The organism is Neobacillus cucumis (assembly GCF_002860255.1).
Lineage (GTDB): Bacteria > Bacillota > Bacilli > Bacillales > Cytobacillaceae > Neobacillus > Neobacillus cucumis_A.
Genome location: NZ_PGVE01000072.1, coordinates 24,388 through 48,931, shown reverse-complemented (window position 1 = coordinate 48,931; position 24,544 = coordinate 24,388). Strand labels below are relative to the sequence as shown.

General features: G+C 39.0%; 24 protein-coding genes. 2 read left to right on the top strand and 22 right to left on the bottom strand.

What is annotated here, in order from left to right:
- Positions 1 to 498 precede the first annotated feature (498 nt).
- The 5 genes from CVD27_RS19730 to CVD27_RS19710 all read right to left on the bottom strand — a co-directional run bounded on the left by CVD27_RS19730 (position 499) and on the right by CVD27_RS19710 (position 4,473).
- A complete protein-coding gene (locus CVD27_RS19730) occupies positions 499 to 1,575 on the bottom strand; it encodes a BMP family lipoprotein (protein WP_101649691.1) in 1,077 nt (358 codons plus the stop codon).
- 184 nt (positions 1,576 to 1,759) lie between these two features.
- Positions 1,760 to 2,584, bottom strand: coding sequence for a hypothetical protein (locus CVD27_RS19725; protein WP_101649689.1), 825 nt, complete (start codon positions 2,582 to 2,584; stop codon positions 1,760 to 1,762).
- Positions 2,574 to 3,080 carry an RNA polymerase sigma factor gene (locus CVD27_RS19720; protein WP_101649687.1) on the bottom strand — a complete coding sequence of 169 codons (507 nt, stop codon included), beginning with the start codon at positions 3,078 to 3,080 and terminating at the stop codon, positions 2,574 to 2,576. The genes CVD27_RS19725 and CVD27_RS19720 overlap by 11 nt, the downstream gene beginning before the upstream one ends.
- A gap of 202 nt (positions 3,081 to 3,282) precedes the next feature.
- Positions 3,283 to 3,672 carry a cupredoxin domain-containing protein gene (locus CVD27_RS19715; RefSeq protein WP_101649685.1) on the bottom strand — a complete coding sequence of 130 codons (390 nt, stop codon included), beginning with the start codon at positions 3,670 to 3,672 and terminating at the stop codon, positions 3,283 to 3,285.
- A 66-nt stretch (positions 3,673 to 3,738) separates the two neighbouring features.
- Positions 3,739 to 4,473, bottom strand: a complete 735-nt coding sequence (locus CVD27_RS19710; protein ID WP_101649683.1) for a cation diffusion facilitator family transporter — start codon at positions 4,471 to 4,473, stop codon at positions 3,739 to 3,741.
- 429 nt (positions 4,474 to 4,902) lie between these two features.
- On the opposite strand from CVD27_RS19710, the gene CVD27_RS19705 reads away from it, so the two are divergent.
- Positions 4,903 to 5,889, top strand: coding sequence for an acyltransferase family protein (locus tag CVD27_RS19705; RefSeq protein WP_101649681.1), 987 nt, complete (start codon positions 4,903 to 4,905; stop codon positions 5,887 to 5,889).
- Between the two features lie 103 nt (positions 5,890 to 5,992).
- Here the strand turns inward: CVD27_RS19705 and CVD27_RS19700 are convergent, their stop codons facing one another.
- Positions 5,993 to 7,303: a hemolysin family protein gene (locus CVD27_RS19700; protein WP_101649679.1), complete on the bottom strand. Its 1,311-nt coding sequence runs from the start codon at positions 7,301 to 7,303 to the stop codon at positions 5,993 to 5,995.
- Between the two features lie 68 nt (positions 7,304 to 7,371).
- A complete protein-coding gene (locus CVD27_RS19695) occupies positions 7,372 to 7,755 on the bottom strand; it encodes a MerR family transcriptional regulator (RefSeq protein ID WP_101649678.1) in 384 nt (127 codons plus the stop codon).
- 310 nt (positions 7,756 to 8,065) lie between these two features.
- Here CVD27_RS19695 and CVD27_RS19690 point away from each other — a divergent pair, with 310 nt between their 5' ends.
- On the top strand, positions 8,066 to 8,713 hold the full coding sequence (locus tag CVD27_RS19690; RefSeq protein WP_101649859.1) for a lysozyme family protein: 648 nt from the start codon (positions 8,066 to 8,068) through the stop codon (positions 8,711 to 8,713).
- Between the two features lie 42 nt (positions 8,714 to 8,755).
- On the opposite strand, the gene CVD27_RS19685 is transcribed toward CVD27_RS19690, so the two are convergent.
- The 15 genes from CVD27_RS19685 to CVD27_RS19615 all read right to left on the bottom strand — a co-directional run bounded on the left by CVD27_RS19685 (position 8,756) and on the right by CVD27_RS19615 (position 24,540).
- Positions 8,756 to 9,862, bottom strand: a complete 1,107-nt coding sequence (locus tag CVD27_RS19685) for a glycosyl hydrolase family 18 protein (RefSeq protein ID WP_101649673.1) — start codon at positions 9,860 to 9,862, stop codon at positions 8,756 to 8,758.
- A 262-nt stretch (positions 9,863 to 10,124) separates the two neighbouring features.
- Positions 10,125 to 11,417 (bottom strand): MFS transporter, encoded by a 1,293-nt coding sequence (locus CVD27_RS19680; RefSeq protein WP_101649671.1) that lies wholly within the window; start codon positions 11,415 to 11,417, stop codon positions 10,125 to 10,127.
- 60 nt (positions 11,418 to 11,477) lie between these two features.
- The gene (locus CVD27_RS19675) at positions 11,478 to 12,653 is read right to left on the bottom strand and encodes a M24 family metallopeptidase (protein WP_101649669.1); all 1,176 of its coding nucleotides are present in this window, start codon (positions 12,651 to 12,653) and stop codon (positions 11,478 to 11,480) included.
- 63 nt (positions 12,654 to 12,716) lie between these two features.
- Complete coding sequence (locus CVD27_RS19670; RefSeq protein ID WP_101649667.1) at positions 12,717 to 14,159, bottom strand: aldehyde dehydrogenase family protein; 1,443 nt, start codon at positions 14,157 to 14,159, stop codon at positions 12,717 to 12,719.
- Between the two features lie 25 nt (positions 14,160 to 14,184).
- Positions 14,185 to 15,240 carry a homoserine dehydrogenase gene (locus tag CVD27_RS19665; RefSeq protein ID WP_101649665.1) on the bottom strand — a complete coding sequence of 352 codons (1,056 nt, stop codon included), beginning with the start codon at positions 15,238 to 15,240 and terminating at the stop codon, positions 14,185 to 14,187.
- Positions 15,230 to 16,483 (bottom strand): M20 metallopeptidase family protein, encoded by a 1,254-nt coding sequence (locus tag CVD27_RS19660; RefSeq protein ID WP_101649663.1) that lies wholly within the window; start codon positions 16,481 to 16,483, stop codon positions 15,230 to 15,232. The genes CVD27_RS19665 and CVD27_RS19660 overlap by 11 nt, the downstream gene beginning before the upstream one ends.
- Before the next feature lie 33 nt (positions 16,484 to 16,516).
- Positions 16,517 to 17,719, bottom strand: coding sequence for a cystathionine gamma-synthase family protein (locus CVD27_RS19655; RefSeq protein ID WP_101649661.1), 1,203 nt, complete (start codon positions 17,717 to 17,719; stop codon positions 16,517 to 16,519).
- A 14-nt stretch (positions 17,720 to 17,733) separates the two neighbouring features.
- Complete coding sequence (locus CVD27_RS19650; RefSeq protein ID WP_101649659.1) at positions 17,734 to 18,735, bottom strand: cyclodeaminase; 1,002 nt, start codon at positions 18,733 to 18,735, stop codon at positions 17,734 to 17,736.
- A gap of 25 nt (positions 18,736 to 18,760) precedes the next feature.
- The gene (locus CVD27_RS19645; protein WP_101649657.1) at positions 18,761 to 19,945 is read right to left on the bottom strand and encodes a M24 family metallopeptidase; all 1,185 of its coding nucleotides are present in this window, start codon (positions 19,943 to 19,945) and stop codon (positions 18,761 to 18,763) included.
- A gap of 244 nt (positions 19,946 to 20,189) precedes the next feature.
- Positions 20,190 to 21,188, bottom strand: coding sequence for a hydroxyectoine utilization dehydratase EutB (gene eutB, locus CVD27_RS19640; RefSeq protein WP_101649655.1), 999 nt, complete (start codon positions 21,186 to 21,188; stop codon positions 20,190 to 20,192).
- 48 nt (positions 21,189 to 21,236) lie between these two features.
- The gene (gene ehuA, locus CVD27_RS19635) at positions 21,237 to 22,058 is read right to left on the bottom strand and encodes an ectoine/hydroxyectoine ABC transporter ATP-binding protein EhuA (RefSeq protein ID WP_101649651.1); all 822 of its coding nucleotides are present in this window, start codon (positions 22,056 to 22,058) and stop codon (positions 21,237 to 21,239) included.
- Positions 22,058 to 22,762 carry an ectoine/hydroxyectoine ABC transporter permease subunit EhuD gene (gene ehuD, locus CVD27_RS19630; protein ID WP_101649649.1) on the bottom strand — a complete coding sequence of 235 codons (705 nt, stop codon included), beginning with the start codon at positions 22,760 to 22,762 and terminating at the stop codon, positions 22,058 to 22,060. Before ehuD ends, ehuA begins: the two co-directional genes overlap by 1 nt.
- Position 22,763: 1 nt before the next feature.
- Complete coding sequence (gene ehuC / locus CVD27_RS19625; RefSeq protein ID WP_308301806.1) at positions 22,764 to 23,423, bottom strand: ectoine/hydroxyectoine ABC transporter permease subunit EhuC; 660 nt, start codon at positions 23,421 to 23,423, stop codon at positions 22,764 to 22,766.
- A gap of 56 nt (positions 23,424 to 23,479) precedes the next feature.
- Positions 23,480 to 24,211 (bottom strand): aspartate/glutamate racemase family protein, encoded by a 732-nt coding sequence (locus CVD27_RS19620; protein WP_101649855.1) that lies wholly within the window; start codon positions 24,209 to 24,211, stop codon positions 23,480 to 23,482.
- A 35-nt stretch (positions 24,212 to 24,246) separates the two neighbouring features.
- The gene (locus tag CVD27_RS19615; RefSeq protein WP_180960366.1) at positions 24,247 to 24,540 is read right to left on the bottom strand and encodes a 2Fe-2S iron-sulfur cluster-binding protein; all 294 of its coding nucleotides are present in this window, start codon (positions 24,538 to 24,540) and stop codon (positions 24,247 to 24,249) included.
- Positions 24,541 to 24,544 lie beyond the last annotated feature (4 nt).

Here is a 24,544-nt window from a genome sequence, read left to right as displayed (position 1 = left end):
AACGTTTACATACTATTCATTCGAACTTAATGATTTAATTTTATAATGTAATTATTAAGCCCTAACTGTAATTCTTGCGGCTAAATAGGCCTGATGAAGTTGATTTATTAAACTAGAAGGAGAATTTCTGTGCAGTGGTTAGATAGTTTTTTATTTATGTGGATAAATAGAATTTTACTTTTCGGTACCGTAATCTCGTTTGTTTTAGCGGTCATTATATTTAAAAAGTCATCTGACCGTGATTTGCCGTTCATTTCTTTTCTTATAGGCATTGGCTTCATTAGCACTTTTTTTATCGTTCATTACACCTCCCGTTGAATAACCACTTTACCCCGCTCTCACTCGAGAGAGGGGTAAAGGTGAATGCATGACTTTACTTTTAGGAATCAAAATATGAGAAGATTTCTGGAATGCTTGGTCTAAAGTTATTTTAATAAAGCAGCACCTGTTCATAAAACAAAAAAAGGGCTACAACGAGTAACCCTTTTTATCCTTCCATTATTTTGGAGAAAATGTTTTAAATTCAGCAAGAGTTCCAGGAACTTTTATTGCTCCAGACTTAATTTTACCTGTCCAATCGGTAACAGCTTTATTAATTGCATCTTTATTGGCAGCTTTTGCATTTATAGGAGATAACCCTACACCATCTTCTGCTAATCCGTAAAGAATGTCCTTTCCACCAGGGAAGTCCCCATTTTGTGCTTTTTTGGCTGTATCTTGTACAGCTATATCAACACGCTTAAGAGCTGATGTTAGAACTACATCTGGACCCATGTCATTTTGATCACGATCTACACCTATTGCCCAAACGTTTCGGTTCGGGTCTCTTTTCTTTAAATCAACTGCTTCCTTAAATAACCCATTGCCTGTAGCTCCAGCTGCGTGAAAAATCACATCCGCACCAGTAGAATACATTTTAGAAGCGATTGATTGGCCAGCCTCCGATTTGTCAAAAGCACCTGCATATTGAACATCGACTTTTACTGAAGGTTTTGTAGCTTTAACTCCCGCTAAGTAACCAGCTTCGAATCGCTCAATTACTGCATTTTCCATACCTCCGATAAAACCAATATGATTAGTCTTCGTTGTAAGTGCAGCTGCAACCCCAGCAAGGAAAGCTGCTTCTTGCTCCTTAAAAAGAACACTAGCAACATTTGGCTCTTTTACTTCAGAATCAATAATGGCAAATTTAGTATCTTTTTGTTGTTTTGCCACTTCATCCACTGCACCTTGCATTAAAAAACCAATACCAAAAACTAAATCGTACCCTTGACGTGAAAGAGTATTTAAATTTGTTACATAATCAGCATCAGAAGTGGATTGAATATAATCGTATCCGCCTTTCCCTTTAGATAAATTATTTTCTTTCCCAAAGGCTTGAAGACCTTCCCATGCAGATTGGTTAAATGATTTGTCATCAACACCTCCAATATCAGTAACCATTCCTACTGAGAACGTTTTGGTTTTGTTACCCGCATTATTTTTTGCACCGTCATTATTTTTTCCGCATGCGCCTAAAAGAGTTCCAGCTGCAAGCAAAAGCGATAATGCCATGCCCACTTTACGCTTTATCAAGTGATTATACCTCCTAAATAATGGTTTGATTTTGTGCCAAGATGAATACTAAGATTATTATTACAAAGTTTCTCCAATGGTATTCTTTTCACTGAACTCCCCGAGTACTGAAGAACGAAAAAAGAGCTGTCACGTCCCAGCCCTTCTTCCACTCAAGCCCTATTTATTTGTATCTATTTCTACATTATTTTGTTTCCATCGGATTGTTTTCTAAAATTTTTTCAACTTCTTGATACCCCTCTAGAAATGCATAGTTATATCTAGCTGGAAGTGCGAATACATATTCATCATTTTGTCCCAGCATGGTTGGGCCAATAGGAGCTGCACCAATATGATATTCCTCCTTTTGAAGTGAGGACCATTGATCATGTGTAAATACCATAATCGGAATATCTTGTCTCGGTTTTTCCGCCGTCCAGTCGGGATGTCTAATTAAAAGAATTGGACCCTTTTCAATTACTGTATTTTGATCCGTAGAAATACCTTCCCAAGTATCCGTTACAATCTGATAACCCTCCCAACTTTTTGGTAACGTAAAGGTAAATCCATATTCTGTATTTTCATAAATAATCGTATCGGTAGCCGGATTGTTCTGATTATTTGACTCTTTATCATCTGCTGGTTTGTTTTGATTATTTGACTCTTTGTCATCTGCTGGTTTGTTTTGATTATTTGACTCTTTATCATTTGCCGGTTTGTTCTCATCTTTTGTAATTGGTTCTTTACTTTGTTGCCCTTGTTTATTTGAATGATGACTTGATGGACTATCTTTCGTTATGGGAATCGTAAGAATAGCGAATAACACAACTGCCGCTACACTAACTAAACCTACTGTCATCTTTTTCATTATTGCTCTCCCCTTTTTCTTCTTCTCATAGGAACTTGCAAATTGTAAAAGGTTTTCATGGATGATATCTTGGGTTTCTTTTGAAAACTTTTTATCATAATCTGGTTCTGGGAATGATCGAATTTTTCTCTCTAAATCAATAAGTTTCTCATTATCTTTCATAAAGAAAATCCTCCTTTACTTTTTGTAGCGTCTTTAACGCACGATGATAGGTTATCCGAACCTTATTTTCATCCCAATTTAATATGGATGCTGTTTCAGAAACAGAGAGTTCTTTAATCCCTCTAAGGATAATTACATCTCGATAATTTGCTTTTAAAGATTGGATCGCTTGATAAAGCAGCCTGTTATCTTCATTTAATTGGAGAATTTTCTCAGGTGTTTCCTTATCCGTTTCCTCATCCCGAAACCCGATTATTTGCTTCTTCCTTAAACGCTTCCTTTTTCTAATTTCATCTATCCCCACATGGCGAGCGATCGAAAAAAGCCAGGTTTTTGGACTTGATTTTTCCTGATAAGTATCAAAACCTTTAATCGCTCGAATAAATACTTCTTGGACCAGATCTTCTACATCACCTGAACCGATGTAATAAACCAAAAAATGGTATATATCTTTATTGTACATGTAAAACCATTCCGAAATTTTGTTGCTAATCATCAGCTGGTCAACTCCATTTTCCCTCCGATTTTTTTACTCATAAATTAGTCGAATCAGCGCCATATTTATTTCACTTTTCCAAAAATTATTTTAGATTAATAGTAAGTAAAGTTATAAGGAAAAGACAAATATTATTCCAAAATCCTGCTCGTTAGCTTAAGAAATACATAAAAAAAAAGCAAGGCCGATTGGCCCTGCTTGGTTATTTCACTATTACTTTCCCAGCCATTCCTTCCTGAAAATGGTACCGGCAGATCAAATCATATGTACCTGGCTCTTTCGGTTTCACGGTAATGGTTTTTTCTTGTCCCGCCTGGACTTCGACATCAATTGCGAGCTTTTCCACTGTGAAGGTATGCTTTTTCCTGCCTTTGTTTTTCAATATCAACGTTGTCGTTCTTCCATTCGGAATGGTGATATCTTTCGGATTAAAGTAATCATCGTTCAACCCGATCTCCATCGCTTTCACTGACTCGATAGGCTGTGTGAAGGCACCGGATTCGGCAAATACACTGAGTGAGCCTGAAGTTGTCGCAACCACAATTATCGCAAGTGAAACGACCAATGGAGTTAAACACTTTTTCACGTACATACCCATTCCCTCCTTTCCTAAGACTATCTTTTTCCAATTCATAAAATATTATCAATAACCTACGGATTATTCATGGTATTGGTCGTTCATGAGAGGAGAACTTCCAATTAGTTCAACTATATTGTCATAAGCCACTCGTAAAGATACCCCAAGCATTAACAATCCGATACTCACAGTAAAAACCCCATCTACAATATGAATGTTTGTACTAGAGGTAATGACTACTGCAATTAAGGCTAACAACGCACTAGTCACTGAAACAAGATCTTCGTAGAAGACAAATCTTGTTGGCGGAGTGGCTTTACTCACATTTTTAAATGATTCAATCACTAAACTGAATCCTTTACCAGTTACCCTAGCATCTTGATTTATTTCTTTCATTGCTTTTATTAATACGAACCCATCAATAACTAGATTCAATATTAAAATCAAAACGTTCATAATCAGGCCACTCCTTGGCTCAGAAGGGTGTTTTATTAAATGACATCCCTCATGGATGGTTTCAAAGGCCATCGTTAAAACAACCAATGCCGCGATTATACTAAAAATATGGTTCAAAGATTCAAACCCATTTGGAAATCGTTTTGACGGTTTTTTTTGTGATAAAACACTGCCCATAAAAATGAAACCTTGGTTCACTGCATCTCCTAAAGAGTGCATAGCCGCTGCAAACATGGCTCCACTACCACTTAGTACTCCAGCTATAAACTCGGTAACAGCAATAAACATGTTTCCCGTCATAGCTAATGCTGAAGATTTATTCCCTTTTTTTAATGCCTCCAACACTTGCTTCATTTCCATCTACTAACCTCCCCCAACCTATTTCTCTATATTGTTCCAAAGGTAATGGGAAATATTGATAAAACGGTAATTTTTCAATAATCAAAAAGGTCAAATAACGTTTAAATAAAATAAATAAACCCTCTTGTGTAAAAGATTATCTTTTTACACAAGAGGGTTTATTATTATTTTCACAATGATTTAATGATTAACTATAAGATAAATTAATGAATTCATAAACTTTTTTTATCATTTATTCATTAACTTGTAACAATTGAATTGTATACTAGCAATGGTTGAAGCGATTTAGATGGCACATTCCTTTTGACCATTAGTGGATTGGTAGTTTATTCCCTCCTTGAAATGGGTAATAACAAGGTTATAATCATATGGGATTTTTAAAATTTATATTTACATAAATACAATCTGACATGGAGGTGTTTTACAAAAATGGCTTCGTCTTTAAGTAGAAGTCTATACTTCGATAACGCAAAATTCTTCTTGATTTTCTTAGTCGTGTTTGGACATGTGATTAGCCCATTAAAGAGCAATGACGATATATTATTTTCTATCTACTCGGTCATATTTCTTTTTCATATGCCTGCCTTCATTCTCATTTCTGGATACTTTTCTAAAGGATTTCATAAGAAGGGGTATTTCATAAAAACAGTTAAGAAAATCCTGTTACCTTATTTGATCTTTCAAGTGATTTATTCTCTTTTTTATTATGGGAACGGACAGGTATCTACACTTAAATTTGACCTTTTCCAGCCTCATTGGACGCTTTGGTTTTTACTTAGCTTATTTAGTTGGAATGTACTCCTTTATGTCTTTGCTAGATTAAAATGGTTTGGGTTAGTCATAGCAGCCGCAATCGGAGTAGGCATCGGTTATTTCGATCATGTGGGAAGCTATTTATCACTATCAAGAACCTTTGTATTTTTCCCTTATTTTCTTTTAGGATTTTTATTAGAACAAAAGCACTTTAAACTAGTTAAAAAAGTAAAACATTCAACTGTCATTGGGTTTTCCGTTCTCTTAAGTACGATGATTTTAATTGGTCTATTCTTCCCAAAAGAGGCCATACCATGGTTACTTGGAGATACTTCATATGCTGATATGGGTTCGAAGGAAATGATCGATGGTTTGATACGGGGTTCTCAATATGTAGTTACAATTATTGTTATTTACGGATTCTTGGCGATTGTCCCGTCACAAGGATTTAAAATGACTGTGATCGGTCAAAGAACCTTATATGTATATCTTCTTCATGGATTTATTATTAAGACGATTCAAACCATTCTCTCTGATGAGACATTAAATGGTATATCCGATCATTACTTAACATTGATGGTCTTTTCTTTAGGGGTATGTTTATTATTAGGTAATTATTTGATTCAAAAATTTACTCGTCCATTGATTGAATTAAAAATATAAGGTAAGAAAAGAGAGTTGGTTCACCAATTCTCTTTTTCTTAACAACCTATTATGAAAAACATTTTTAATTAAAAAACTCCCTCTTCATAGAGAGGGAGCTAAATTAAGCATGAGCTTCTAGGTTTGAAGTTCTTACAATTTCTAATGACTTGATATGGTAACCATCTACTTCAAGCACTTTAAATTGGTAATTACCGTGATGGATCCTTTCACCTTCGGCAAGGTCCATTTTTTGTGATAATATCCACCCACCGATGGTATCAATATCCGTATCATCTAGATCAAGTCCGAATAAATCATTCACTTCTTCAATTAAGACTTTTCCATCTACGATGGTTTTATTTTCATTAATCTTATTAATTTCAGGGACCTCATCGGCATCAAATTCATCACGAATTTCACCGACAATTTCCTCAAGAATATCCTCGACCGTTACTAATCCAGCTGTTCCGCCATATTCATCCATTAGGATGGCCATATGAATGCGATCTTTCTGCATTTTAAGCAACAAATCGTGTATGGCAATGGATTCAATCACCTGGATGACAGGGCGTACGTAATGTTCAATTGAAATTTCTAGATTATTGTTGATAATATAATCTGTCAGAATCTCTTTCATATTGACCATTCCGACTATATTATCTTTTTCACCATCGATAACTGGATACCTTGTATAATTTTCATTCTTTACAATTTCTAGGCATTCTGCTAACGTTTGAGATTTATCGAAAGCAACGATTTCAGTACGAGGAACCATGATCTCTTTCGCAATTCGATCATCAAATTCAAAAATGTTATTCACATATTTAAATTCAGATTGATTAATTTCTCCACTCTTATAACTTTCAGTAATGATCAATTGTAGTTCTTCTTCAGAGTGTGCAGCTTCATGTTCAGAAGCCGGTTTTAATCCAAACATCCCGACAATTAATCGAGCAGAGCCGTTGAGTGCTTTAATAAAAGGATACATTACTTTATAAAAAAGGATCATTGGTCTAGCAAGGAGCAATGTGACCTTTTCTGCTTTTTGGATAGCCAAAGTTTTAGGTGCAAGTTCTCCCACTACGACGTGAATAAAAGTAACCGATGCAAATGCAATAATAAATGAAGCAATAGCTGAAGCAGACTCAGGGAGGTTTAAGCTAACCAACAATGGATGAAGAATATGCTCTACCGTCGGTTCACCTAACCAGCCTAAACCTAATGCTGTTACCGTAATACCCAACTGACAAGCTGATAAATATTCATCTAAGTTAGATACAATCTTTTTAGCTGCGATGGCATTTTTATTCCCTTCAGCAACTAGTTGATCAATTCGTGTACCACGGATTTTTACAATAGCAAATTCATATGATACGAAAAATGCCGTTAATGCAATTAGAATTGCGATTACTATCAAATTAATAAGGATCAATAGTCTCCTCACTTTTTGTTTTAAAGTGAGGAATACACCTCCTGGTTTTTAAAAAATCATTTTATGTTTTATCCAAATAATAACAACAATGTTTGGGCCAATGTCATTCCCTGTAAGGAAAGTTTATTTACGAGTATCTCTTTTTCATCTTTGTTTAATTTTTGGAGTACAGGCTCCATAGCCTTAATTTCCTCTTTTAGATGCTCCATGAGAACCGCAATTTGTTCACAGTGTTTTTCCACTTTTTCTTTATCTATTGTGTTCTCAGACTTTAACATTTTAATCGAAGATTTTATTTCCTCGAGTGGCATATTAAGAGTTTTATAGTGTTCAATCAATCTTAGGATTTGAATAGTATCTTCTCCGTACATCCGATAGTTTGAATCGGTCCTTACAGGGTTTAGTAAGCCTTTTTGGGTGTAATAATCAATGGTTCTTTTTGAAATGTTCATTAAACTAGCTATTTCACCAATCCGAAGCAACTCCCCAACTTACTCACCCCTTTCTAATTCTGTTAACTATAACACAGTCCAAACCGTACAGTCAACGTTATGGTTTTTTACAAAGAAAAAAATGGTTTTTAAATTACAACAATAAATTCTTTTTATAATAAAAAAACATTCTACTCTTTTGATAATAGAGTTTGTGAGAATGTTATAATGATATACGTTGTATATTAAACAAAAGTTTCAAATTTGTGCAGGAACATGTGTAAATACTAGATAACTAGCTTCAAAAAATGAGGTGGAGGATTCAATGATTATTAGAAGAAAAAAGAAAATCCAATTTATTCTCCTGTTCTTGATCATTTCTGCTCTAGGGATATTATGGGTTTATCACACCATTAAACAAAAAACAACAGAAAAAAATCTCATTGAATATCTACCATATATTTCCAATGAACTGAATAATTATCACTTATCAGAGTTTACACCCATTATTCTTGCGATTATGGATCAAGAAAGCCACGGAGAAGGAAATGATCCTATGCAATCTTCAGAATCGGCTGGCCTCAAGAGAAATGAAATTAATAATCCTCATGACAGTATCAAACAGGGCATTTATCATTTTACTGAAATGTACAAGTACGGTACAAAGCGGCAAGTCGATTTAAATACTATTATACAAAGTTATAATATGGGACCAGGCTATATCGACTTTGTAGCCGAACATGGTTTTAAACACAGTGAAAAACTCGCTAAATCTTATTCTGAAATTCAGGTTAAAAAATCCCCTTCCCTATATACATGTGGTAAAAATAAATGGAATTTTAGATACCCATATTGTTTTGGTGATTTTTCATATGCCAATAAAATAAACAACAGACTATCTAAAATTGAACAAATTCTCAAGAAAAATAGAGTGGGTGATTTCTCTTTTGAGGGAATTTACTTTCTGTTCTTTGCCTAGAAAGAAATAAAGCACCCCTAGGCAAAGAACATGTACGATACTTCACTTTTTTACTTTGATTTTCTCGGGTATCACCTTCCAGTACATTGGATCTTCTAAGCCGAGCCGCCAAATCCCGATTCCACGTAAGTTATATTTTTCTACAAGGTCAAGCTTAAACCGCAGACTATAGCTATTCTCAAACCATGCCTGGTGGCTATGGTTTTTTTTATCTACATAACTGAAATGAGGTGTTTGCGAATGGGAGTCCCATAGAACTTTTGCTTTGTATTTTGTTTTCTGACCCATTAACTGTGCATAGGAGCTATACAAGGCTTTGTCTGTTGTCGTATCCCAGTCCCATCCATAACCCGCGATACCTAGTAACATTTTTGATGGTGGTACCTTATGTTTCAAAGCATAACGAATCGTTGCTTCTGTCCAATTGACTGATGCGGTTGATCCGGGTGTTGTTCTCGGGTTGTGTTCATCGTATGTCATAATCATTAACCTATCCGAAAATTGACCAAGCTTTTCGTAATCAAACCATGGTGACCAGGGATTAGCACGGGAATCGCCTGTGTTTGCCGGTACGGAAACCGTAACTACCTTTCCATCACGATGCAGCGTATCAGTCAACATTTTTATTAGCTGACTAAAAGAATCTCGGTCAGTCAAATATAAATTTTCCATGTCAATATTAATACCGTCATATTTATACTGGTTCATTTCATTGCGTAAGTTTTGAATGAAAACATTGCGGTTTTTATCGTTATCGAGTACATTACTCGCTACTTGCTTGCCCTTCTCTACGGTTTCATATAAAAGATTATGTACAACCATATATACCTTTAGGTGCTTTTTATGAGCTGTCTGAATAACCTTTCTCTTATGATCAGCTGTAACGGAACCTATAAGATTGCCGGGACGTTTATCATCAAGCTTATACCAGAAGGGTGCAATGATGCTTAAACGGGTAGATTGCGAGTTCACTGTAGGTTGAGACCCTGGAAGAGTTCCTTCCTGTTCTGTGTAGAAACCTAAAACTTCACGAGGAGTTGTTTTCTTATTTGATTCCTCTTTTCTTTGTAACTGACTACAGGATGACATTAATAATAATGCCATGCTTAAAGAAATGACGGTGAATGACCGATAACCAGTTTTCGCCATAATACACCTTCTTCTATTTTGTATATTTCTTAAGTTGATAAGAATAGCTGTAACTTATTCACGAATTTACATCCCCCAAGTCAAAAAAAGACCTTGTAACCGAATTATCAATGACAAAAATAAAGAAAGGCAGAGTCATCCGCCTTTCTAAACATAAAATACTTTTCAACCAATGTGATCAACTCACCGATAGCAACGAAGAAACTATCATTTTATCCTATTCTACTCGGACTATTCAACTAATTTTTTCACTTCACAAACTTTAAACGGCTTCTATATTTCCATTTTTCTGAATATTATTTTTGTCCCTCTCCACTTTCCCTATTTTAGGAAGAAACCATATAGAGATTATAGCCATTACCCCTGTTCCCATCAAGAAGAAGGCTGGCATCAATTTATTTCCTGTAGCTGTCTGCAAGGATGTGATAATAAATGGTGCGCCACCACCGAAAATGGCTGTCGATATATTATAAGAAATCCCATACGCAGTATTTCTTACTCGATTTGGAAACAACATTGGCAGTGTAGAAGGAAAAACACCAATAAACATTGCTACGATTACACTTAGAGCAAAATAACCTACCAATGGTCCTGCCGGCGATCCACTTGTGACGAGAGCGATAATAGGAATCGCCGTAAATATCGACAATAAAGCAGATAACAGCAGAAACCTCTTTCTGCCAAATCGATCGGCCAGTGTTCCAAAAATCGGGAAGAGGATCATCATAAACACCATTCCACTAGTCGTAACGACTAGGGATTGAAGGGTCGATAGTCCAACTTGAGTTTCAAAGTAAGAAGGTAGAAATGTTAATAATGTATAATAAGCTCCATTTGCGAATGCTACAATGAAGAATGAGATGGCAAGAGGCTTACGGGCAGTCGATAACATTTCTTTCAAAGGATTCTTTGACAGCTTGTTTTCATTTTGCATCTTAATAAAAGTTGGCGTATCATCAATCTTAGTTCTAACGTACATTCCCACTAAGGCTAATGGCAAGGAACAAATAAAAGGGATCCTCCATCCCCATGCCGCCATACTATCATGACTGAGAATACCTGTAAGAACTGCTACAAAGATAGAACCGATGATGTAGCCGAGCAAGGAGCCTGATTCTAGTAAACTAGTGAATAATCCCCTTCGATGATTAGGAGCAGACTCATTCATAAATACTGACGCTCCTGTATATTCTCCTCCAGCGGCTAATCCCTGTGTCATCCGCATGACAATGAGTAACAACGGCGCCAAGATACCGATAGAACTATAATTAGGAATTAAGCCAATGATAGCCGTTGAAGAAGACATCATTAGAATCGTTACAACTAATATCTTCTTTCTCCCAAGCCTGTCCCCGATGGACCCAAAAATCAATCCCCCCAGCGGCCGGAAGAAAAACGAAATAGCGAATATCGCAAAACCGTAAAGCAAAGCTACAGAACTACTCTCTTCTGGGAAAAACTGCGCCCCAATAATTGCGGCAGTATAACTATAGATACCATATTCATACCATTCGACTAGATTTCCTATTGCAGTAGCCATAGTAGCCTTCTTCATCCATCCATCATCCCCCTTTTATTTAAAAAGCTCCTCCCTGAACGAGAGAGGAAGCTCACCTTATACCAATTCCTTCAACGTCAAGTTTCTTGGCAGATTTGCAAATGTTTCGCAGCCTGCTTCCGTTATTCTAATCGACTCACTCACTTCAAAACCATAATCATCCAACCATAACCCAGGAATAAGGTGGAAAGTCATATTAGGCTGTAAAATCGTTTTATCGCCTTTTCGAATACTTACAGTATGTTCACCCCAATCAGGCGGGTAATTGAGTCCCATTGAATAACCTAGACGTGATTCTTTTACGAAACCACTTTTCTCGATTGTTCTTCTCCACGTTTCTTCAATTTCTTCACAAACAATACCAGGGCGAATCATTTCTATACAGGCATTGATGCCTTCAACTGCGACCTCTGCTAGAATTCGCATTTCATCCTTTGGTGTTCCAATCTGGACAGTTCGAGCAAGCGGTGAATGATATCGTCTATAGCAGCCCGCTAATTCCAAAATGACCGCGTCTCCGTCCTTATATCGATTATCTGTCCAGGTCAAATGCGGGGTTGACGTTTTTTCTCCAGATGGGAGCAGCGGAACAATGGCTGGATAATCCCCGCCGAATTCTTTTGTTCCTGTAATCTGAGTGTAAAAAATCTTGGCCGCTACATCGCATTCCCTGACTCCTTCTTGAATCATATGGATTCCGGCCATCATTGCTTTTTCAGCAATTACTGCAGCTTTTTTCATATATTCAATTTCATCATCCGATTTGATAAGACGTACCCAATTCACCAGTAAAGTGGCATCTCGAAAGGAGGCATTTGGTAAACCTTTCTTAAGCTGTTCATAGCTTTTCGCAGTAAAATAATAGTTTTCCATTTCTACGCCAATGTTTCGGTTCTCTTGGCCAATTTCCTTTAAAATGTTTGCTACAAAATCCATTGGATGATTGACATCTGAATGGATGTACTTATCAGAGTATGGAATAATATTATCCCGATACAGCCAAGTGGTTACCTTCGCAGCATTAGCATCCATCTCCCTGCCAATCCACATGGGCTGCTCTTCGTCAATAATAACAACAAGCATCTGATGAACATAAAATGACCAGCCGTCATAACCAGAAAGATAATTAATATTGGCAGGATCAGTAATAAGGAGTACATCAATTCCCTTTTGAGTCATACTCTCTTTTGTTTTCCGAATTCTCTCTTTATACTCATATGTTGAAAATGTCATAAGCCATTCTCCTCCCTTATCTCTTATATGAAATGAATGACAGCCGGGGATTCGTCATTTGTTTTACCGGGCAGATAACTTAAAACATACTACCTTTGGTTCGGTCATTTCTTGAAGGGCAAACTTTATTCCCTCTCTCCCTAGACCGGATTTTTTCACTCCGCCAAATGGCATGGCATCCATTCGATAGTCGCTGCTGTCATTGATCATTATGCCGCCAACATCCAACTTGGATATAGCCTGATAAGCTAATTCAATATTTTTTGTGAAGATTCCTGCCTGCAAACCATAATCCACACTGTTTGATTTTGTAATCGCAGCATTTAAATCCAATGCCGGAAAAAGAAGGACCACTGGGCCAAAGATTTCTTCTTTAGCAATTTGGCAATCGTCCGGTACATTCGTTAGAACAGTGGGGGCATAAAATGCGCCGTTTCGCTTTCCACCAGTGAGTAAAATCGCCCCTTTGGCGATCGCCTCATCAACCATTTTTTCTACTCGGATGGCTTCTTTTTCTGTAATCAGCGGTCCCATATCCGTTTCCAGTGATTGTTTGTCACCTAAACAGTACTGCTCCGTCCGTAAGATAAATGCTTGCTGGAATTTCTCCATAATACTTTCTTGGATATAAATGCGCTGTACCCCGAGACAATTCTGTCCTGCTGCCCAAAATGCGCCCGATACAGTAGATTCCACCGCTTCCTCTAAATCCGCATCTTCCAGAACAATAACGGGAGAGTTCGATCCAAGCTCCATACTTATTTTTTTCAAACCAGCCTTGCGGACAATGTCTTCTCCTGCCTCCAATCCTCCTGTGAAGCTGATCATCCGAATCGCAGGATGGGTGATCAGTGTGTCACCGATTTCACGCCCATGTCCTGTAATAACAGATAATACTTTGGGAGGGAGTCCCGCATGAAAGAAGGCTTCGGCCAGCAATAAGGCACTTAGCGGTGTGACACTTGCAGGTTTTACGATAATGGCATTGCCCGCTGCAATCGCAGGCCCTACTTTATGGGCTACTAGGTTTAACGGATCGTTAAAAGGAGTAATAGCTGCAATAATGCCAATGGGGAAACGATAATAATATCCAACTCGATTTTCACTGCCAGGCAATTGATCAAAGGAAAGAGTCTCACCATTAATTCTTCTTGCTTCTTCGGCACTAATTCTTAGTGTTTGAATACATCTCGCAGCTTCTTTTCGAGCTTCCCGAATAGTTTTGCTTCCTTCTCTGCTGATGATGTTGGCGTATTTTTCTTTATTTTCTTCAATATAATCGGCCGCTCGATGGATAATTTCAATTCTTTCATGCACAGATAGTTCCGCCGAGATTTTTGCACCTGCTTTTGCCTCTTCAATACAATAAAGCATATCCTCTTTACTAGCAGCTGGAACATGATCTATTAGGCTATTATCTTGAGGATCCCGTACTTCAATAATCCTGTCACGTTCTACCCATATACCTCCGATCAACATCTTCTGTCCTCTCAATTGAACTGACATCCGTTTTCCGCCCTTCTCTTTTTTATTAAACGATTACCGCTTTGCGCTCACGGTTGATATGAATCAAGTCGATTAATAAAGAAAATCCTGTTTCTGTTTTACCAGCTCCTGCCCCGCTTAATGTGACAGGTCCAAGCAAATCACACTCATAGGTAATGGCATTAACGGCACCGCCGATGGAAGCCAAAGAATCGTGAAGATCGACTTTTTCTGGTGTAACTTGGGCTTTTATTTTCCCATTTTCCTTTTTCACCTTTGCTAGAAGCTTCCAGCGTTTCCCTTCCGTCTTTGCATCTTCGATGTCCTTTAATGAAATATCACGGATCCCTTTACACGCAACGTCTTCCACTTTTAACGGAAGGCCCATGATATAATTCGCTAGAATAACAATCTTATATCTTGCATCGTATCCTTCCACATCACTTGTAGGATCTGCTTCAGCATACCCGAGCACCTGTGCTTCCTTTAACGCCTGTTCGTAAGAAACACCTTCCTGTTCCATTTTCGTTAAAATATAATTGGTAGTCCCATTCAAAATCCCGCGAATTTCCTTTATTTCATTCCCAGCTAGTGTGGCGATTGGCATTCTTAACGATGGAGTACCGCTCATCACTGTTCCTTCAAATCCCCAGAAAACGCCATTTTTTTCAGCCATTGCTGATAATTCTTTATAGGCAAGAGCAACTGGACCTTTATTTGTCATCACCACATTTTTTCCACTTTCAAACGCTGCCTTGCAGTGATCAATCGCTGGCTGACCAGTTTTCACGTCTGTATAGGACACCTCGATAATCGTATCGGCATTTGTCCCGGTTATGGTTTGAAAGCTATCCCATCCAGTGATCAATCCCGGGGTAGGCGGATAATTTTCTAAATTCCCTGTTTCTTTTAATGTTTTTAAAGCCACTTGTAAATCCAAACCGTTCGGGTTATAAATAGAGCCTTTTATAAAATCAGAAATGGCTACTAAGGTTGCTTCAAAGCCTTCTTTTTCCCTTAATTCTTCTTTTTTCTCAAGCAAGATTTCTGCTAACCCCTGACCAACCACACCAAATCCAATAAACGCTAATTTATGAGACATGTATCTTAACCTCCATTTTTTTTATGAGGGACGGATGGGGTCCATCTTTCAAAAAATTTATAGCTGTTTGCGTCAAGATGGCAACTCCCTTTGGCAGGCTGCTCTCATCTAGATCAAAGTTCGGAGTGTGCAAATCCCTTTTGATGCCATCCTTTGTTCCACTTCCAAGGAAAAATAAAGCACCTGGAAGTTTTTGCGTTACATAGCCAAAATCTTCTCCGCCCATCCCGAAAGGACGTTTGACAATCTGCAGTTCCGGATACATTTCTTCCATTGACTTTAAAAATAAACGATTGATTCGTGCATCATTGTTTAAAGCCGGTTCACCTCTTTCGACGTCGAGCGAATAGCTGCCGCCCATTGGTCCTACGATGGATAGGGCCTTCTTTAACTCTACACTTAATAAATCCCGTGCTTCAGTTGTATAACTGCGAATCGTGCCTGCAATAACTACTTCATTCGGGATAATATTACTTGCCGTCCCTGCATGAATCTGTCCAATGCTAATCACCCCTGCATCCAAGGCCGGTAATTTTCTGGAAACAATCCCATGCAATGCTTGCATCACAAGTCCAAGCATCCAAATCGGATCGGTCCCTAATTCAGGGTAGGCGCCATGACCGCCGGTTCCAAAAATTTTAGCGGTAAACACATCAACATTAGCCATACTGTAACCATCGTTTACTTGTGCGGATCCGTCAGGGAGCCACGGACACATATGAAGAGCAATTGCAGCATCGACATGGTCATAGACACCTGCCTGAACCATGTATGGTGATCCTGAAAGGCCTTTTTCATCTGTTGCCTCTTCTGCAGGCTGGAAGATGAATTTGACGGTTCCCTTCAGCTCTTCTTTTTCAAACTTATCCGCGAGAAGATGGGCTGCCCCGAGCAGGATTGCAGTATGGGCATCATGACCGCAGGCGTGCATAACCCCTTCATTTTTCGAATGATAATCGAATGTATTCTCTTCCTTAATCGGAAGTGCATCCATATCGGCTCGGATCGCTATCACCGGTCCCTCACCTGATGTTAGCGTTCCGACCACACTCGTTTCGACACCAATGCCCATTTCGACTTCTATTCCTTTTATGTTCGAAAGTGATTCAGCTACAAACCTAGAGGTCCTGAACTCTTGAAAACTGAGCTCGGGATTTTGATGAAACCGGCGCCTCCACCCGACTAGCTTAGCTGATAACTCGTTTGCCTGAAGCACTGTAGGATGATCCGTATGTTCTACCATCTGCTAAATGCCTCCCTTCCATTTGCCTGTAAATTACTTCACTTTTAAAATACTTTCAATGTGGTTAAAGGCTTGCTCAAAATCCGCTATGATATCTTCGATCTCTTCAATTCCGCAAGAAATTCGGATCAGACCTTCCGGAATTCCCATTGCTGCACGTTCTTCTGGTGTACATTCAACATGGCTTGTGGTACGAGCCGGTCCTACTGTTGTTTCAACAGCCCCTAAGTTCGCTGCACGGTTGGCATATTGTAATTTTGGAAGCAGATCACGAACCGTATCCACTCCGCCTTTCACTGCAAAGCTGAGCATGCCGCCAAAGTTTTTCATTTGCTTTTTGGCCACATCATGGTTCGGATGTGTTTCAAGACCTGGATAATAGACAGCTTCAACGATGTCTTTTGTCTGTAAGTATGTTGCAAGCGCTATTGCATTTGCACATTGCTGACGAACACGCAGGTGAAGTGTTTTCATTCCTCGTAAAATAAGATAGGCAGCCATTGGATCCATTGTTGCCCCATTAATTTCACGGAAGTGATAAATTTTTTCCACAAGTTCGTGAGACCCGCAAACCACTCCGCCTAACGCATCTGCGTGTCCTCCTAAAAACTTAGTTGCACTATGGATAACCAAGTCAGCACCTAAAGAAAGCGGATTTTGATTCATCGGTGTGGCAAAGGTATTATCAACGACTACAAGTGCACCAGCGGCTTTACCTGCTTTTGCCATTCTTTCGATATCAGTAATTTTCACTGTTGGATTAGTTGGAGTTTCTAAGTATAAAATTTTGCAGCCTTTTTCAACTTCACGTTCAATTTGGTCGTGATTTCCAGTTTCACATAAGGCTACTTCAATTTCCTGGCGAGGCAAGAATTCAGTAAAAATCTTATTGGTACCGCCATATGTATCTTTGATGGATACAATGCGATCTCCGGGTACTAGAAACGTAGAAAGTGTATTGCTGATTGCGGCCATCCCTGTTGAGAAGCTTGTTGCTGCTTCTGCACCTTCTAGAGTTTTCACTTTATCTTCGAATGCCTGAACCGTTGGATTAGTATTGCGTCCATAGATATGACCTTTCTTTTTCCCAATCGCTACATCGTACCATTCATCCATATCGTCATAACCGTAAGCGACACTTAACACAACTGGTACTTGGGTTGCGCCATGTACTAAATAATCCTTCTCTCCTGCCCATACTGCTTTCGTTCCCATTTTTGCGTTTGTGTTTGTCATGAAAACCACTCCTCTTATTTATTTTGTAAAATTTTATTTTCAATGTTTAACCCTTTATTTCTTTTTATCATTTCTTGATAAGCAAACAGGGCAATGGCTGTATCCTGGACACCCGTTCCTGTTAAATCACATACAGTAATTTGTTCATCATTTACTCTTCCAGACGTCTTAAAGGATGTCAGTTCACCTAATTCCAAAACCCGCGACACCTCTGTAAGAACTCCAGTGGCAAGCGCATGATGGAGTTCCCCTAAGCGTGCACATTGTGCTTTTGTATCACACACGAGGATATCTGCCTTCGCTAAAACTTCCGGCTCTAATTCTTGTTTTTGTTCTGCATCTGATCCCATAGCTGTAATATGCAGCCCTGGATGCAGCCAATCTGCTTTGATTATCGGCTCTTTTGACGGAGTAGTCGAAATCACGATCTCACTATTTCTCACTACAAATTCCGCACTTTGAACTGCAATGACTTCCCTTCCTAATTCAGCAGTCATTTCTTCTGCAAACTTTTGGGAACGTTCCGCTGATCGGGAATATATAAGGACTTTTGAAAAGTTCCTCACTAGACTCAGAGCCCTTAGCTGGTACCTTGCCTGGCTGCCCGCTCCGATGACACCGGCTGTTTCAATCGTATTTTTGGAAAGATAGGCAGCGGCCACTGCACCAGCAGCAGCAGTCCGAACATCTGTTAAGTAACCATTATCTAACAGTACCGCCTCCGGAACCCCTGTTTGCGTGTTGATCAAGATCATCATTCCATTTCCAGTCGGAAGCCCGAGCTGAAAATTATTGAAAAAGCCGGACGAAATCTTGATCGCAAACATTTCTTTCCCTTTTAGATAAGCTGTTTTGACGTCGACTTCACCATTGTGTTCCTCCAAGTCTACTCTCATGATTGGCGGCATCACTGCTTCGTTATTCGCTAATTTGGTAAAAGCAGCTTCGACTAATTCCACTGCTTCTGAATTTATGTCAACATATTGCTTTAATTCTTGTTCTGTAAATATAAGCACTGAATATCTCACCTCCGCATAAGGTTTACTTTGAAAGCTGATGTCCCTTTAAAGTTAAGTCTCTTGGAATATTTGCAAAGGTTTCGCATCCGTTTTCCGTAATTCGGATGGACTCACTGACCTCAAATCCGTATTTGTCCAGCCATAATCCAGGAATAAGATGGAATGTCATGTTTGGCTGAAGAATCGTTTTATCGCCTTTTCGGATGCTCACCGTGTGCTCGCCCCAGTCTGGCGGATAATTACATCCCATGGAGTAACCAAGTCGTGATTCTTTTACAAATCCACTCTTCTCAATGGTTTTTCTCCAAGTCTCTTCAATCTCCTCACATGCTATGCCTGGACGAATCATATCTAAGCAAGCATTAATACCTTCTACTGCTACACTTGAGAGTGTTTTCATTTCCTCTGTTGGTCTTCCAATTTGAACCGTTCTTGCCAGTGGTGAATGGTATCGTTTATAGCAGCCGGCCACTTCTAAAATTACAGCATCGCCATCCTTATAGCGCTCATCTGTCCAAGTTAGGTGTGGTGTAGAGGTTTTTTCTCCGGATGGCAGAAGCGGGACAATCGATGGATAATCTCCACCAAATTCTTCTGTTCCTGTAATTTGCGTGTAGAAAATCTTCGCGGCGACATCACATTCCCTGACACCCTCTTCTATTAACTCGATTCCTGCCTGCATGGCTTTTTCGACAATCTTGGCTGCCCGTTTCATGTAACCAATTTCAGCTTCCGACTTGATCAGACGTACCCAATTTACAAGTAAAGTAGCATCCTCTAGGCTGGCATTCGGCAGACCTTTCTTTAACTGCTGATAACATTTCGCGGTGAAGTAATAGTTTTCCATTTCTACTCCAATGGAGCTATTGGCTTTTCCGAATTCTTTTAATCTATCAGCAACAAAATCCATCGGATGCTTAATATCTGAATGAACATAGTCATCAGGGTAAGAAATAATATTTTCATGCGAAAGCCATGTTGTCGCTTTGGCTCCGTTAGCATCTTGCCCGCGTCCAATCCATTTTGGCTGTTCTTCATCAATCATTAAAACCAGCATCTGGTGAACATAGAATGACCAGCCATCATATCCCGAAAGATAATTAAGGTTAGCTGGATCAGTGACAAGCAAAACATCGATTCCTTTTTGCATCATCCGTTCCTTTGTTTTTCGGATTCTTTCTTTGTATTCTGTTATTAAAAATGACATACTTCTATCACTCCCGTTTCTCAAATCGATTTACATAATTTTTTGAATATTTCTATTTGTTTGTATTATACGAAATGAAGCGATGTTTTTTCATCTGACATTGTGTATGAAAGATTCATAGTTTTTATAGTCAAATCCAAACATAGTTCAAAAAGAAAAACCGTCTTAGTCATCTATTTGGACAGAATGAATAAGACGGTTTTTATACTTTAAATCTCTTCAAAAATCGTAATTTGTTGAAAAATTATTTTTTATACAGATATTTTTGAATGATTGTAGGTAAAACGGAAAGATCGACATTTTGTCCGCTGATAATAACCGCAACATCACCCTTTTGATGCGGAATTTTACCATCTAAAACGGCTGCAATCCCGGTTGCTGCTGCACCTTCTAAAATCATTCGGTGTTTGTCCATCATAAAACCCATACTATAGGCTATTTTCTCTTCAGAAATGAGTACCACATCATTCATATATTTCTGGACCATTTGAAATGTGTATTGATTATCAAGTCCAATTCCGCCTAGTAAACTATCAGCCAGTGTCTCACTTTCTTCCATCATTATGGGTTTACAAGCTTTTAAACTTTCATACATGACTGCTGATTTTTCCATTGAAACTCCTGTTACTCTTATGTTACGATCCATAGATTTCAATGTTAAACCGATGCCTGAAAGCAGTCCGCCTCCTGAAAGCGGAACAATCACATCTGTTAAGTTGGGAAGGTCCTCAAGTAATTCCAGCCCAATGGTTCCTTGTCCAGCAATCACATAGGGATCATCAAAGGGCTCAATAACCGTTAAACCCTTATCTTTTTCCAGCTGATAACAGTGCACACCCGCTGCATCCTGACTGTCACCCACAATTTCAATCTGAGCTCCCAGCCGTTTTAATGAATCCACTTTTGCTTTTGGAACGCGATTTGATATACATACAACAGCATCAATACCTAGCTTTTTCGCTACATACGCAACTGCCATTCCATGATTTCCGGTTGAGTACGTTGTGACTCCTCGCTTGCGTTCTTCTTCACCCAAGCTTAGTATTTTATTGGCCGCACCTCTTACCTTAAAGGCCCCCACCTCATGGACATTTTCCAGTTTCAAATAGACATTTCGACTGATGAGTTCTGATAAAATAGTAGATTGAATGACTGGCGTCCGACATATGATTGAACTGATCTGTTTTCTTGCTTCCCATACGTCCTTAATTTTTATCTCTTTTCTCAGTTTTGTAAAAGACATCCAATCCTCTCCTTATTACTTCTTATTTCTTAATGTACAAATACGCCTTTACTTTGATTTCATTCGCTTTAAAAAGGATTGAAGACGATCACTCTTAGGCTTTTCAAAGATCTCCGTAGGAGGACCTTGTTCGACGATTTTCCCGCCATCCGTAAACACGATTCGATCAGCAACATCTTTAGCAAATTCCATTTCATGTGTGACAAGAATCATGGCCATATCCCCTTCTTCTGCAATTTCCCGAATAACATCAAGCACCTCGCCGACTAGCTCTGGGTCAAGTGCAGAGGTTGGTTCATCAAACAGCATAACTTTTGGACGCATAACCAAGGCACGCGCGATTGCTACACGCTGCTGCTGCCCGCCAGATAATTGCGCTGGGTAGTTATCCAGTTTATTGCCTAATCCTACCTTTGTCAGCATGGCTTTTGCCCGTTCTTCGGCCTCTTTACGGCTCATTCCAAGCACATTAACCGGGGCCTCTGTGCAATTTCGCAAAACAGTCATATGCGGAAAGAGATTGAATTGCTGAAAAACCATTCCGATTTGCCCCCTCATTTTATGTAAGTGTTTTTCATCAGCCTTTACCAGTTTCCCCTTTACCTCTTTATGCCAAAGCGGTTCACCGTTAATCTCTATAACACCTGAAGTCGGTTCCTCTAGAGTCATTAAAAGTCGAATCAGCGTTGTTTTTCCTGAGCCGCTCGGTCCGATAATTGCCACCTTTTCCCCAGGGGAAACTATGAAATCTAATTCACGAATAACTTTGATATCACCAAATGACTTACTTACTTGTTTATAAGCAACCAGTGGATTTACTGTATCCACCGCTTTCTTTTCAATTAACTCTTGTGTTTTTACTGCTAACATTATACCGCCACTCCCTTTTCTATTGATCTCTTTTCCTTTTTCCCTAGATTTCTTCGATTCATTTTAACTTCCAGTTTTTTAATCAATAGTGCAGAAGGATAGCTTAATAATAAGAAAAGTAAGCCTACGATCGTGAATGGTTCTAGATAACGGAAGGAAGCAGAACCAGCAATTTTTGCCGCTTGTAGCATTTCAACAACCGTAATAGCCGATAATAACGGAGTATCTTTAAACATAGAAATTAAATAGTTACCTAACATTGGAATAATGGGTGGTATTGCTTGCGGAAGGATAATCTTCATCCATTTCTGGGTACTAGAGAAATTAAGAGAAGTTGCAGCCTCCCATTGTCCCCGTGGAACAGAGTCAATTCCTGAACGATAGATCTCTGCACAATAGGTGCTGTAATGAACCCCTAATGCAAGTGTTCCCGCTACAAAGGGAGTTAAAGATACTCCGTAAAACGGTAATACATAGAAAACAAAGAAAAGCTGCACGAGCGGAGGGGTTGCCCGAATAAACTCGCTAATGGCGATTACTAACCATGTAATTGGTTTATAGGATACCCGCCGCAGAACAGCTAAAATTAATCCTAGTACCATTGCTAGGGCAAACGCAGTAATAGTGGCTGTAAGTGTTGTCCACATCGCTCGAAAAATGACGGGGAACACCTCAAATGTATAATTCCAATCCCATAAGTTCATGCTAAACCCTCCCTATAGATGCTCTACGCTCTAACCATCGGGCAAAAAAAATAAGAGGCAGGGCAATGAGAAAATAGATTACGAGTAAGGCGACGAAAATTTCTGTTGTATGAGCGACATTTGTATTACGTAAGGTTAAGGATTGGTATGTTAGATCTCCTAGGGTGATTAATGAAACAAGTGAGGTCCCTTTCATTAATTCTATCGAGAGATTTCCGAACCCTGGCAGCATGATTTTGAATGCTTGCGGAATAATAATTCTAATCATTCTTTGAAAGGGTGTCATATTTAACGCAATGGCAGCTTCTGTTTGTCCAATTGGAATGGATAAAATGGCCCCGCGAACAACCTCAGATGCATATGCACCGTAGCATAAGGACATCGCAATTACGCCTGCGGTCAATGGAGAAAATTCAATCCCGAAAAACGGTAAAACAAAGTAAATCCAAAATAATTGAACTAGTAAAGAGGTACCTCGGAAAATTTCAATATAAACCGTACAAATGACACTTATTACTTTGAATTTGGACAGTTTTCCCAGGCCGGCAATAAACGCAATCATATAGGTGAAAATCAAAGACAATACAAGCACTTGGATGGTAATCTTGGCCCCATTTAATAGGGAAGGTACCAATTCAATATAGGTATTTATCGTAACCACACTCCTGTCGTAAAGAATTTTATGCGGCGAGGGCAGAAATGGATGTTAACTCTATTTCACATATATCCTTCAAATCTCTTTTTAACGACTGACGAATAGACATAATTAATCATTGTAATATAATCAAAGACTGGCAGGTTAATCGCTTCTTGAACAGATGCAGCATAGGGCGGAAGCATGCTGCATTCTAATAAAATGGCTTTCACCATTGGGTTATTTTCCACCATTTGTTTGGCTGCCGAAACGACTTCTTTTTCTATTTGTTTCGCATCAAGCGTTCCCACTTCTTCAATGGCCGCTTTATAAAAATTCTCTTTATTTTCAAGCCCGCTTACGCAGATTGGGATAGAAGCATGAACCCCTGCTGCCTCTAACAAATCACTATCTAAAATCCTAGAATCCGCGCAGATTATTCCCACCTTTTCATCCTCACTTAACATGTTCGAGATAAATGGCACTTGCAGCAGACTAGAAAGAAAGATGGGAACTTCCACCCTTTCAGCTAGTTCTTTTTGAAATAATGCCATATAACCACAATCCCCTGTAATGGCTTTTACCCCTTCACTGACTAGCTCTTGGCAGGCCTCAACTAATGAGTCAAGGACGGTCCGATCTTTGTTAAACAAACGGGTAACCGAAAAGCCCTCAACTTTACGAAATCTTACAGGAAAAGAGTACGTGGTGGCATTGCCAACATCACCTGGAATAAACGGTGCAAAAGTGTCTAAAAGCAGAATTCCTATTGCTTCTCCATAACTTACTTGTCCTTTTCTCGCTTCATATATCATTCCTACCCCCACTTTCGTATTCCAACTTATAATCATCACTTTACTTCTTTCACAAAATCCCTTACTGTAATTCCCTTTGGCAGTGGACTAAGATGAAGGTATCCATCACTGTATGCTTCTGCAGCCTTCAAGCAGCTTAATCCGGATTTATGATTGATCATTATCCCGCATGTACCGCAAAGACCAGTTCTACATGAGAAACGATAAGCAATGGTCGGGTCTCTCTCACGATAGATTGTTTCCAAAACCTCTAACACAGTCATTCCTTTTTGAAGGGGGATCTCAAAATTATCCGTCCGAGGAAGGCGTTCCTCCTCCAATCGTTCCATCCTT

Bases quoted from the DNA above. Each gene is read 5' to 3' on its own strand.
- CVD27_RS19620 (WP_101649855.1), bottom strand. From the start codon at position 24,211: ATGATATATGAAGCGAGAAAAGGACAAGTAAGTTATGGAGAAGCAATA.
- CVD27_RS19705 (WP_101649681.1), top strand. From the start codon at position 4,903: ATGGCTTCGTCTTTAAGTAGAAGTCTATACTTCGATAACGCAAAATTC.
- CVD27_RS19675 (WP_101649669.1), bottom strand. From the start codon at position 12,653: ATGACATTTTCAACATATGAGTATAAAGAGAGAATTCGGAAAACAAAA.
- CVD27_RS19720 (WP_101649687.1), bottom strand. From the start codon at position 3,080: ATGATTAGCAACAAAATTTCGGAATGGTTTTACATGTACAATAAAGAT.
- CVD27_RS19615 (WP_180960366.1), bottom strand. From the start codon at position 24,540: ATGGAACGATTGGAGGAGGAACGCCTTCCTCGGACGGATAATTTTGAG.
- CVD27_RS19725 (WP_101649689.1), bottom strand. From the start codon at position 2,584: ATGAAAGATAATGAGAAACTTATTGATTTAGAGAGAAAAATTCGATCA.
- CVD27_RS19645 (WP_101649657.1), bottom strand. From the start codon at position 19,945: ATGTCATTTTTAATAACAGAATACAAAGAAAGAATCCGAAAAACAAAG.
- CVD27_RS19665 (WP_101649665.1), bottom strand. From the start codon at position 15,240: ATGTCTCATAAATTAGCGTTTATTGGATTTGGTGTGGTTGGTCAGGGG.
- CVD27_RS19710 (WP_101649683.1), bottom strand. From the start codon at position 4,473: ATGGAAATGAAGCAAGTGTTGGAGGCATTAAAAAAAGGGAATAAATCT.
- CVD27_RS19655 (WP_101649661.1), bottom strand. From the start codon at position 17,719: ATGACAAACACAAACGCAAAAATGGGAACGAAAGCAGTATGGGCAGGA.
- ehuA (WP_101649651.1), bottom strand. From the start codon at position 22,058: ATGTTAGCAGTAAAAACACAAGAGTTAATTGAAAAGAAAGCGGTGGAT.
- CVD27_RS19670 (WP_101649667.1), bottom strand. From the start codon at position 14,159: ATGTCAGTTCAATTGAGAGGACAGAAGATGTTGATCGGAGGTATATGG.
- ehuD (WP_101649649.1), bottom strand. From the start codon at position 22,762: ATGAACTTATGGGATTGGAATTATACATTTGAGGTGTTCCCCGTCATT.
- CVD27_RS19660 (WP_101649663.1), bottom strand. From the start codon at position 16,483: ATGGTAGAACATACGGATCATCCTACAGTGCTTCAGGCAAACGAGTTA.
- CVD27_RS19685 (WP_101649673.1), bottom strand. From the start codon at position 9,862: ATGGCGAAAACTGGTTATCGGTCATTCACCGTCATTTCTTTAAGCATG.
- CVD27_RS19695 (WP_101649678.1), bottom strand. From the start codon at position 7,755: ATGAACATTTCAAAAAGAACCATTGATTATTACACCCAAAAAGGCTTA.
- eutB (WP_101649655.1), bottom strand. From the start codon at position 21,188: ATGTCTTTTACAAAACTGAGAAAAGAGATAAAAATTAAGGACGTATGG.
- CVD27_RS19680 (WP_101649671.1), bottom strand. From the start codon at position 11,417: ATGAAGAAGGCTACTATGGCTACTGCAATAGGAAATCTAGTCGAATGG.
- CVD27_RS19715 (WP_101649685.1), bottom strand. From the start codon at position 3,672: ATGTACGTGAAAAAGTGTTTAACTCCATTGGTCGTTTCACTTGCGATA.